The sequence below is a fragment of the Mesorhizobium sp. M4B.F.Ca.ET.089.01.1.1 genome (assembly GCF_004022605.1).
Taxonomy (GTDB): Bacteria; Pseudomonadota; Alphaproteobacteria; order Rhizobiales; family Rhizobiaceae; genus Mesorhizobium; species Mesorhizobium abyssinicae.
Window position 1 is genome coordinate 1 of record NZ_RZOS01000260.1, and the last position, 8065, is coordinate 8065.

General features: G+C 64.9%; 10 protein-coding genes and 1 pseudogene. 6 read left to right on the forward strand and 5 right to left on the reverse strand.

Annotation, left to right across the window (positions count from 1 at the left end; translation table 11 throughout):
• Positions 1-1115: ABC transporter ATP-binding protein (locus EN780_RS21840; RefSeq protein ID WP_133372667.1), on the forward strand; the 1115-nt coding region annotated here is incomplete at its 5' end.
• An 8-nt stretch (positions 1116-1123) separates the two neighbouring features.
• Positions 1124-1438: a DUF6665 family protein gene (locus EN780_RS21845; protein WP_128275296.1), complete on the forward strand. Its 315-nt coding sequence runs from the start codon at positions 1124-1126 to the stop codon at positions 1436-1438.
• A gap of 34 nt (positions 1439-1472) precedes the next feature.
• On the opposite strand, the gene EN780_RS21850 is transcribed toward EN780_RS21845, so the two are convergent.
• Positions 1473-1817 (reverse strand): cupin domain-containing protein, encoded by a 345-nt coding sequence (locus EN780_RS21850; RefSeq protein ID WP_127282833.1) that lies wholly within the window; start codon positions 1815-1817, stop codon positions 1473-1475.
• A gap of 311 nt (positions 1818-2128) precedes the next feature.
• Here EN780_RS21850 and petA point away from each other — a divergent pair, with 311 nt between their 5' ends.
• From petA to EN780_RS21870, 4 genes are all read left to right on the forward strand, one after another.
• The gene (gene petA / locus EN780_RS21855) at positions 2129-2689 is read left to right on the forward strand and encodes a ubiquinol-cytochrome c reductase iron-sulfur subunit (protein WP_128275297.1); all 561 of its coding nucleotides are present in this window, start codon (positions 2129-2131) and stop codon (positions 2687-2689) included.
• A 16-nt stretch (positions 2690-2705) separates the two neighbouring features.
• A complete protein-coding gene (locus tag EN780_RS21860; protein WP_128275298.1) occupies positions 2706-4007 on the forward strand; it encodes a cytochrome b N-terminal domain-containing protein in 1302 nt (433 codons plus the stop codon).
• A gap of 20 nt (positions 4008-4027) precedes the next feature.
• Positions 4028-4897 carry a cytochrome c1 gene (locus EN780_RS21865; protein WP_127282817.1) on the forward strand — a complete coding sequence of 290 codons (870 nt, stop codon included), beginning with the start codon at positions 4028-4030 and terminating at the stop codon, positions 4895-4897.
• 94 nt (positions 4898-4991) lie between these two features.
• On the forward strand, positions 4992-5537 hold the full coding sequence (locus tag EN780_RS21870) for an adenine phosphoribosyltransferase (RefSeq protein ID WP_127282818.1): 546 nt from the start codon (positions 4992-4994) through the stop codon (positions 5535-5537).
• A 167-nt stretch (positions 5538-5704) separates the two neighbouring features.
• Here the strand turns inward: EN780_RS21870 and EN780_RS21875 are convergent, their stop codons facing one another.
• The 4 genes and pseudogenes from EN780_RS21875 to EN780_RS40730 all read right to left on the reverse strand — a co-directional run.
• Positions 5705-6175, reverse strand: coding sequence for a MaoC family dehydratase (locus EN780_RS21875; protein WP_128275299.1), 471 nt, complete (start codon positions 6173-6175; stop codon positions 5705-5707).
• Positions 6172-6633: a MaoC family dehydratase gene (locus EN780_RS21880; protein WP_128275300.1), complete on the reverse strand. Its 462-nt coding sequence runs from the start codon at positions 6631-6633 to the stop codon at positions 6172-6174. The genes EN780_RS21875 and EN780_RS21880 overlap by 4 nt, the downstream gene beginning before the upstream one ends.
• Before the next feature lie 115 nt (positions 6634-6748).
• Positions 6749-7852, reverse strand: a complete 1104-nt coding sequence (gene ychF, locus EN780_RS21885; RefSeq protein ID WP_128275301.1) for a redox-regulated ATPase YchF — start codon at positions 7850-7852, stop codon at positions 6749-6751.
• A 95-nt stretch (positions 7853-7947) separates the two neighbouring features.
• Positions 7948-8065, reverse strand: a pseudogene (locus EN780_RS40730) (aminoacyl-tRNA hydrolase); the annotation flags it as partial.

The window sequence follows — 8065 nt, forward strand, 5'->3', positions numbered from 1 at the left end:
GTTTCGACATCTATCTGGACGCCCTGCGCCCGTTCACCCGCCGGCTGACCGGCGTGCGCATGGCGCTGACGACGCTGTCGGGCGTCATGATCACCGCCATCGCCAGCTTTGCCATCTATCTATGGCTCGAAGGCTCGATCACCGTCGGCGCCGTTGCCTTCACGCTTTCGCTCGTCCTGCGGCTCAACATGCTGCTCGGCCGGGTGATGATGCAGCTCAACGGCATCCTGAGGAACCTCGGCGTGCTGGAGAACTCCAAGGCGCTGATCTCGCAGCCGCTCGGCCTCACCGACGCGCCGGACGCCAAGGAATTGATCGTGGCCGGCGGCCGCATCGATGTGAAGAACGTGACTTTCCACTACGGCAAGGGAGCGGGCGTGCTCGACGGCATCGACCTCGTCGTCAGGCCCGGCGAGAAGGTCGGACTGGTCGGCCCATCGGGAGCCGGCAAGACGACGCTGGCCAATCTGATCCTGCGCCTCTACGACCTCGAGGGCGGCAAGATCCTGATCGACGGCCAGGATATCGCGCAGGTGACGCAAAATTCGCTGCGCGCCAATATCGGCGTGGTCAGCCAGGACACGGCCCTGTTCCACCGCTCGCTGCGCGACAACATCAAGCTCGGCATGCCGGAAGCGACCGAGACGCAAGTGATCGCGGCGGCGCGGAGGGCCGAGGCACACGAGTTCATCATCGGCCTGCGCGACAACCGCGAGCGCACCGGCTACGACGCCTATGTCGGCGAACGCGGCGTGAAGCTGTCTGGCGGCCAGCGCCAGCGTGTGGCAATCGCTCGTGTCTTCCTCAAGGATGCGCCGATCCTGATCCTGGACGAGGCGACCTCGGCGCTCGATCCCGACATCGAGGCGGCGATCCAGGAGAATCTGACGCGGCTGATGGAGAACAAGACCGTGATTGCCATCGCGCACCGGCTGTCGACGATCGCGGCACTCGACCGGCTGGTGGTGCTCGACGGCGGGCGGATCATCGAACAGGGCACGCATGACGAGCTGGTGGCGCTGGACGGGCTTTACGCGCGGCTGTGGAAGCGGCAGTCGGGCGGCTTCCTGTTCAACGAGGAAAGCGTGCTGGAAGAGACGCGGCCGGCGGAGTAGGAAGAGCAATGTCGGTTCGCATGCCCTCCAATTTCGGACGAGCGGGAGCGCAGGAGAGCGCACTCGACCTGCTCGGCCACGAGATCCTCGCCGAAAAGGCGGCGGCTCTCGGCCGCGCCGGCCAGCGCGTCGAGGCGACGCTGGCCAGACTGCGCGAGAACGGCGACGACGAGGAGCGGCGGCCGCGACTGCTCAAGGACGCCGCCGAGGCCGTGCATGCCTATTTCATCCAGCGCGAGCTCTGCGGGTTGCGCAAGCACGATGCGGTGATCCGCGAATACAACATACCGAGGGCAGTCCTGGTCAGGCTCGGCGCGAAATAGGCGCTGCCTTCGGGTCTCTTGCCGTACCGGGGATCTACTCCAGCCACTCGGTGACGAAGCTGCCGTTCTCGTGAATATCGATGGTCTCCAGCGGGCCAGGACCGAGATTGGTGAATTTGTGCGCCGTGTTGGGCGGCACGATCACGATCTGGCCGGCGAATGCCTCGATCTCCCGGTCGCCGACCGTGAACAGGCCGCTGCCCTGGCGGACGATGAAGATCTCCGCGTAGGGATGCCGGTGCAGGCGCGGACCGCCGCCGGTCCCGGGCAGATAATTGAAGATCAGGCAGGAGTTGGAGCCCCAGGCGCCGCATTCGAGCTCGCCTTGCCAACGGTCGGGCATCCTGGCCCATTTGTCGCGGTCGATGACGTGCGCCATGAGGGCAGAATAGACCGAGCCGGCGCCGACTGTCGAGGCAAAGGCGTGGCAAGATCGCCGTTGTTTTTGCGGTCGTTTCGGGCTGTTTGGCGACCCTTCGGCGCAGCGCCGTCCGGCATCGGATTTTACCCCCGCGACAATCTGACCTTGTGCCTTCACCCGACTGGACAAAAACGGGCTTCACGCATAAACCGAACTCCAAATGCCGGAGGAATTCGCTAGCCTGTTCGCCATGCGCTGTCGGGCCGGCGCGATTGAGCGGGGACAAGGCTCGGCCGCCGGCACGGAAGAGGCGAAAGGATCAGGCACCCGTGAGCGCAACCGATACCCACGATCCCAACCGTCGTGATTTCCTCTATGTCGCCACCGGCATGGCCGCCGTTGTCGGCGCGGGGGCCGTCGCATGGCCGTTCATCGACCAGATGCGCCCCGACGCCTCGACGCTGGCGCTGGCCTCGGTCGAAGTGGACGTCTCGTCGCTGACGCCGGGAACGTCGCTGATCGTCAAGTGGCGCGGCAAGCCGGTCGTGGTGCGCAATCGCACCGAGAAGGAGATGAAGGACGGCGAGGCCGTCAATCTCGCCGACCTCAAGGACCCGATCGCCCGCAACGCCAATTTGCCGGCCGACGCTCCGGCGACCGACGCCAACCGCACGACGCCCGGCAAGGAAGCCTGGATGGTCATGGTCCAGGTCTGCACCCATCTCGGCTGCATCCCGCTCGGCCAGGAAGGCGATTTCGGCGGCTGGTTCTGCCCGTGCCACGGCTCGGTGTACGACACCGCCGGCCGCATCCGCAAAGGCCCGGCGCCCGAGAACATGGCGGTGCCGGTATTCAAGTTCATTTCCGATACCAAGATCCTTATCGGTTGAGGCAGGGGATATTTCGATGAGCGAGGGACACTCGACCTATACGCCCAAGACCGGTCTCGGACGCTGGTTCGACGCCCGCATGCCGCTGCCCAGGCTGGTCTATGACAGCTTCGTCGCCTATCCGGTGCCGCGCAACCTCAACTACATGTGGACGTTCGGCGGCATTCTGTCGATCATGCTGGCGTCGCAGATCCTGACCGGCATCGTGCTGGCCATGCACTACACGTCGGACACCACGCTCGCCTTCGATTCGGTCGAGAAGATCATGCGCGACGTGAATTCGGGCTGGCTGCTGCGCTATCTCCATTCCAACGGCGCCTCGTTCTTCTTCGTCGCCGTCTACATCCACATCTTCCGCGGCCTCTATTACGGCTCCTACAAGGCGCCGCGCGAGCTGCTGTGGATCCTCGGCTGCATCATCTACCTGCTGATGATGGCGACCGGCTTCATGGGCTATGTGCTGCCCTGGGGACAGATGAGCTTCTGGGGCGCCACCGTCATCACCGGCTTCTTCAGCGCCATTCCGCTGGTCGGCAACTGGATCCAGGAACTGCTGCTCGGCGGCTTTGCCGTCGACAACCCGACGCTGAACCGCTTCTTCGCGCTGCATTACCTGTTGCCGTTCATGATCGCCGGCGTCGTCGTGCTGCATATCTGGGCGCTGCATGTCGTCGGGCAAAGCAATCCGACCGGCATCGAGGTCAAGTCGAAGACCGATACCGTCGCCTTCACGCCTTACGCCACCATCAAGGACGCGTTCGGCATGATCGTGTTCCTGTTCGTCTTCGCCTATTTCGTCTTCTACCTGCCGAACTTCCTCGGCCACCCGGACAACTACACGGTCGCCAACCCGCTGAAGACGCCTGCCCATATCGTGCCGGAATGGTACTTCCTGCCGTTCTACGCGATCCTGCGCGCCATTACCTTCAACATCGGGCCGATCAACTCCAAGCTCGGCGGCGTGCTGTGCATGTTCGGCGCCATCGCCATGCTGTTCCTGGTGCCGTGGCTCGACACGTCCAAGGTGCGCTCGGCGGTCTACCGGCCCTGGTACAAGCTGTTCTTCTGGCTGTTCGTGGCCGACGCCATCCTGCTCGGATGGCTGGGCTCGCAGCCGGCCGAAGGCAGCTATGTGTTCATGGCGCAGATGGCGACGCTGTTCTACTTCGCCTTCTTCCTGGTCGCGCTGCCGGTGCTCGGGCTGATCGAGACGCCGCGCAGGCTGCCCAATTCGATCACCGAGGCGGTGCTGGAAAAGAACAAGGGCGGCGGCGGACATCCGGCCAACGCGAACGCCGCGCCGGAAACCAAGGGCTGAGAATCTAAGGGGATCTGGGTATGAAAAAGATTCTCACCTCGCTGGCTCTGCTTGGCCTGGTGGCCGCGGGCACCTGGATGACAGGTGCAGGCGCCATCGCCGAAGAGGCACATAACGCGGCGGCACCGACGCATTTCCCGATCGACGAGCCGAAGGAAATGAGCTGGAGCTTCGCCGGCCCGTTCGGCACCTATGACAAGGCCCAGCTGCAGCGCGGCCTGAAGGTCTACAAGGAAGTCTGCTCGGCCTGCCATTCGATGAACCTGGTTGCCTTCCGCACGCTGGAAGGGCTCGGCTATTCGGACGGGCAGGTGAAGACGCTGGCCGCCGAATACACGATCCACGACGGCCCGAACGATGCCGGCGACATGTTCGACCGCCCGGGCAAGCCGTCCGATCACTTCCCGGCGCCGTTCGCGAACGAGCAAGCCGCCGCATCGGCCAATGGCGGCGCCGCTCCGCCCGACATGTCGCTGCTCGCCAAGGCGCGCGGCGTCGAGCGCGGCTTCCCGCGCTTCGTCTTCGACATCTTCACCCAGTACGCCCAGGGCGGCCCCGACTACATCCACTCGCTGCTGACCGGCTACGACCAGACGCCGCCGGCCGGCATGGTGATCCCCGAGGGCACGCACTACAACCCGTACTTCCTGTCCGGCGTGTCGCTGAAGATGCCGAAGCCGCTCTCCGACGGCCAGGTGACCTATGACGACGGTTCGCCGCAGACAGTGGACCAGTATTCCCGCGACGTCTCGGCCTTCCTGATGTGGGCCGCCGAGCCGCATCTGGAGGACCGCAAGAAGACCGGCTTCCGCGTGCTGGTGTTCCTGCTCCTGTTCGGCGCGCTGGTCTATCTCACCAAGCGCAAGGTGTGGGCCGACGTCGCCCACTGAGCGACTGCGACGGAAAAATGCGAGGGCGCCGAAGGGCGCCCTTTTCTTTTCGGCCGCTAGCCGGCAAAACTGTACGGCAACGGATCAACCGGCCATGAAATCCTCTCTCGAAGAAACGCTGCTCGCGGCCATCCGCACCATTCCGGACTATCCGAAGCCGGGCATCTTGTTCCGCGATATCACCACGCTGCTCGGCAACGCGCGCGCTTTCCGCCGCGCCATCGACGAACTGGTGCATCCCTATGTCGGGCTGAAGGTCGACAAGATCGCCGGCATCGAGGCGCGCGGCTTCATCCTCGGCGGCGCCGTCGCCCATCAGCTCTCGGCCGGCTTCGTGCCGATCCGCAAGAAGGGCAAGCTGCCCTATGAGACGGTGCGCGTCGCCTACAGCCTGGAATACGGGCTGGACGAGATGGAGATGCACAAGGACGGCGTCTCGCCCGGTGAGAAAGTGATACTCGTCGACGACCTGATCGCCACCGGCGGCACGGCGGAGGCGGCGGTGAAGCTGCTCAGGCAGATCGGCGCCGACATCGTCGCCGGCTGCTTCGTCATCGACCTGCCTGACCTCGGCGGGCGCGAGAAGCTCGAAGCGCTCGGCGTGCCGGTGCGGACGCTGATCGGCTTCGAGGGGCATTAGCACTTCTCCCTCGCCCCGTTTACGGGGAGAGGGACGCGCAGCGAACAACGCGAGCGGAGCCAGGGTGAGGGGCAAGCGCGGCGGTCGAGTTTGAGACACCTGCGCCGGTGCCGCCCCTCATCCGCCCTTCGGGCACCTTCTCCCCGTTTACGGGGAGAAGGAAGAGGCTACTCCACCTTCACCAGCACCGCGCTGTCGAACTCGATGACCTTGTCGCCGGTCGAATCGAAGGCTTCGCAGCGCAGCGTCAGCAGGTTCCAGCCGGGGCGCGCGGCAAGCGGACGGTGGGCGAGCGCGGTGCGCGTGAAGGTCACGGTCTCGCCGGCATAGACCGGTTTCAGCCATTTCAGGTTGCGGAAGCCGGGCGAGGGGCCGAATTCGGGCTGCGGGCCTGGACCCGTCCAGCGCACCCCCTCGGTCTCCATGCGCTTTTCGAGATTGTACTTCATCCAGGTGGCGGCGGTGTGCCAGCCGGAGGCGCACAAGCCACCGAGCACGCTCTTCTTCGCAGCCTCCTCATCGACATGAAAGACCTGGGGGTCGTATTTGCGGGCGAAGGCCTTGATCTCGTCGGGCTCGAATTTGTGCGAGCCCAGCGTGACGGTGTGGCCGATCAGGAAGAACTCGTCGAGGGTCACGCCGCGGCCTCCCGGGTCAGGAACATGCCGGTGTTCTCGAGCTCGAAGACGCTCTCGCCGCGCTGGTTGAACAGTTCGCTGCGCATGGTGACGAGGCCGAGCTGAGGCCGCGATTTGGACTGGCGCTTGGCAAGCACGGTCACCGTCCCGCTGAGCGTATCGCCGGCGAGCACCGGCTTCTTCCATTTGACGTGTTCGATGCCGGGCGATCCCTGCGAAGTCGAGTCGAGCAGGAAGGCATCGCACAGCATGCGCATGAACATCGCGCAGGTGTGCCAGCCCGAAGCCGACAGGCCGCCGAGGATGCTGGCCTTGCCGGCCGCCTCGTCGAGGTGCATCGGCTGGGCGTCGAACTCGCTGGCGAACGCGATGATCTCGGCGGCGTATACGTGCTTCACACCGAGGTCGAGCGAGGCGCCCTCGACGAAATCCTCATAGGCCCAGGTCTTTGCGGTCATGGTCCGGATCCGGTTGACGAACGCGCGATCCCGTTAGGATCGGCACCCCGGATGCCGGCCAACAGGCGTTTGGTCAAGTCATTTCTGGTGAGCCAGCCGCGCGTATCCCGGACCGTCAGGTGTTGAACTTGAACAGCATCACGTCGCCGTCCTGGACGACATATTCCTTGCCTTCATCGCGGGCCTTGCCGGCCTCCTTGGCCGCAACTTCGCCGCCGAGGGTGACGAAGTCGTTGAAGGCGATGGTCTGGGCGCGGATGAAGCCACGCTCGAAATCGGTGTGGATGACGCCGGCGGCCTGCGGGGCCTTGTCGCCCTTGTGAATGGTCCAGGCGCGCGTCTCCTTCGGCCCGGCGGTGAAATAGGTGATGAGATGCAAAAGGTCGTAGCCGGCGCGGATCACCTTGTTGAGACCCGGTTCGTCGAGGCCAAGCGAGGCGAGGAACTCCATCTCCTCGTCGTCGGAAAGCTGGGCAACCTCGGCTTCGATCGTCGCCGAGATGACGACAGTGCCGGCGCCCTGCGCAGCGGCCATCTTTTCCACGGCCCTGGAGTGCTCGTTGCCGGTCGCGGCATCGGCTTCCGCGACGTTGCAGACGTAGAGAACCGGGTGTGAGGTGAGCAGGTTGAGCCCCTGCAGGATGCGCAGATCCTCCGCCGCTATGCCCTTCAACAGGATGCGGGTCGGCTTGCCGGCCTGCAGCAGTTCGAGCGCCGCCTCCATCATCGGCAGCACGCTCATCGCTTCCTTGTCCTTGCCGGCGGCGCGCTTGCGGAACTGGACGATGCGGCGCTCGAGGCTTTCGAGGTCGGCGAGCATCAGCTCGGTCTCGACCGTCTCGGCATCGGCGACGGGGTCGATGCGTCCCTCAACATGGGTGATGTCGTCGTCCTCGAAGCAGCGCAGCACATGGACGATGGCGTCGACCTCGCGGATGTTGGCGAGGAACTGGTTGCCCAGCCCTTCGCCCTTGGAGGCGCCGCGCACCAGGCCGGCGATGTCGACGAAGGAGATGCGCGTCGGGATGATCTCCTTCGACTTGGCGATCGAGGCGATCTTCTGCAGGCGGGAGTCCGGCACTGCGACCTCGCCGGTGTTGGGCTCGATGGTGCAGAACGGATAGTTGGCGGCCTGCGCCGCCGCCGTCCTGGTCAGCGCGTTGAAGAGCGTCGACTTGCCGACATTAGGCAAGCCGACGATGCCGCATTTGAAACCCATTTTGTCCGGTCCTATCGGGAAATCGAAATTTGATCAGGGCTATGGGCGAAAGGGGTGACGAACGTCAAGCCCTCGGCCGCCATCCCCGGCGACGTTCAGCCCTTGCCGCCGAACAGCTTCTTCAGCATGGCCGCCATCGGGCCGGTTTCGGGCAGCTTTGCCGGCGCCTGCTGCGGCCTGGCCTGGCGGATGTGGCTCTGCGCCTTCGCCGCC

Excerpts from the sequence above, each read along its gene's own strand:
- ychF (WP_128275301.1), bottom strand. The coding sequence starts at position 7,852 with ATGGGTTTCAAATGCGGCATCGTCGGCTTGCCTAATGTCGGCAAGTCG.
- EN780_RS21845 (WP_128275296.1), top strand. The coding sequence starts at position 1,124 with ATGTCGGTTCGCATGCCCTCCAATTTCGGACGAGCGGGAGCGCAGGAG.
- EN780_RS21870 (WP_127282818.1), top strand. The coding sequence starts at position 4,992 with ATGAAATCCTCTCTCGAAGAAACGCTGCTCGCGGCCATCCGCACCATT.
- EN780_RS21865 (WP_127282817.1), top strand. The coding sequence starts at position 4,028 with ATGAAAAAGATTCTCACCTCGCTGGCTCTGCTTGGCCTGGTGGCCGCG.
- EN780_RS21860 (WP_128275298.1), top strand. The coding sequence starts at position 2,706 with ATGAGCGAGGGACACTCGACCTATACGCCCAAGACCGGTCTCGGACGC.
- EN780_RS21850 (WP_127282833.1), bottom strand. The coding sequence starts at position 1,817 with ATGGCGCACGTCATCGACCGCGACAAATGGGCCAGGATGCCCGACCGT.
- EN780_RS21880 (WP_128275300.1), bottom strand. The coding sequence starts at position 6,633 with ATGACCGCAAAGACCTGGGCCTATGAGGATTTCGTCGAGGGCGCCTCG.